Origin of the sequence: Pseudomonas sp. K5002, assembly GCF_013386655.1 — a bacterium.
Taxonomy (GTDB): Bacteria; Pseudomonadota; Gammaproteobacteria; order Pseudomonadales; family Pseudomonadaceae; genus Aquipseudomonas.
Map to the genome: position 1 here is coordinate 1 of NZ_JACARK010000912.1, position 1,297 is coordinate 1,297.

Annotated in this window: 2 protein-coding genes; both read left to right on the top strand. The window is 64.7% G+C overall.

Annotated features, from left to right (window positions below; translation table 11 throughout):
- Nucleotides 1-806: exonuclease SbcCD subunit D C-terminal domain-containing protein (locus HX846_RS30865; protein ID WP_178966845.1), on the top strand; the 806-nt coding region annotated here is incomplete at its 5' end.
- Nucleotides 803-1,297: AAA family ATPase (locus HX846_RS39860; RefSeq protein WP_256740151.1), on the top strand; the 495-nt coding region annotated here is incomplete at its 3' end. The genes HX846_RS30865 and HX846_RS39860, both read left to right, overlap by 4 nt.

Here is a 1,297-nt window from a genome sequence, read left to right on the forward strand (position 1 = left end):
CGGCCGAAGTGACCGGCGCCCAACTGGGGGACGATTACCTGCGGGGCATCGGCCAGGTTCACGAGTGGCTGATTGCTGCCGCCAATGCCAAGCGCCAGCCGGGCCAGGCACTGGTTGCCATCAGCCATGCGCACATGGCCGGCGGCTCGGTGTCGGAAGACTCCGAGCGCAGCCTGATCATCGGCAATGCCGAAGCGCTGCCCGCCAGCCTGTTCGATGCCAGCGTCAGCTATGTGGCCCTCGGCCATTTGCATAAACCCCAGCGGGTGAATGGCGAGGAGCGGATTCGCTACTGCGGCTCACCGATTCCGCTGTCATTCTCGGAAATCGGCTACCAGCACCAGATCCTCGACGTGCAACTGGACGGCGAAATCCTGGTCAGCGTCGAATCCCGCCTGATCCCGCGCTCGGTCAACCTGCAACGCCTGGAAGCCGCGCCCCTGGCCGACATCCTCAAGCAACTGGCCGACCTGCCCGACATCGACCTGCTGGCCGAAACCCAGCGCCAACCGTGGCTGGAAGTGCGGGTGCGCCTCGACGAACCGCAACCCGACCTGCGCCAGCAGGTGGAAAACGCCCTGCAAGGCAAGGCCGTGCGCCTGGTGCGCATCGCCGCTGAATACGCAGGCAACGGAGGCCGTGAAGACAGCCAGGAAGACCGCCTGATCGAACTCGACCAGCTCACGCCCCAGGAATTGTTCAGCCGCGCCTGGCAGGAAAGCTACGGCAGTGAAGTGGACGAACAGACCCTGAAGGACTTCGCCGTGCTGCTCCAGGAAGTGCAACAGGAGGGCGAACAGCCATGAAGATCCTCGCCATTCGCCTGAAAAACCTCGCCTCTTTGGCGGGTCCGTTTGAAATCGACTTTACCGCCGAGCCCCTGGCCAGCGCCGGGCTGTTCGCGATTACCGGGCCCACCGGCGCCGGCAAAAGTACCTTGCTCGATGCGCTGTGCCTGGCGCTGTTTGGCGCCGTGCCGCGCCTGGGCGATACCGGCCAGGCAAAAATGCCGGATGCCGACACCGATATTTCCATCGGTGACCCACGCACCCTGATTCGCCGGGGCACTGGCGGCGGTTATGCCGAAGTGGATTTTGTCGGCGTCAGTGGCCGTCGCTACCGCGCCCGCTGGGAAGCCAACCGCGCCCGGGACAAGGCCAGCGGCAAGCTGCAAGCCAGCCGGCAAAGCCTGATCGACCTGGACAGCGAGCAGCTGCTGGCCAGCCAGAAAACCGAATACAAGACCCAGCTGGAATTGGCCCTGGGCCTGAACTTCGAGCAGTTCACCCGCGCGGTG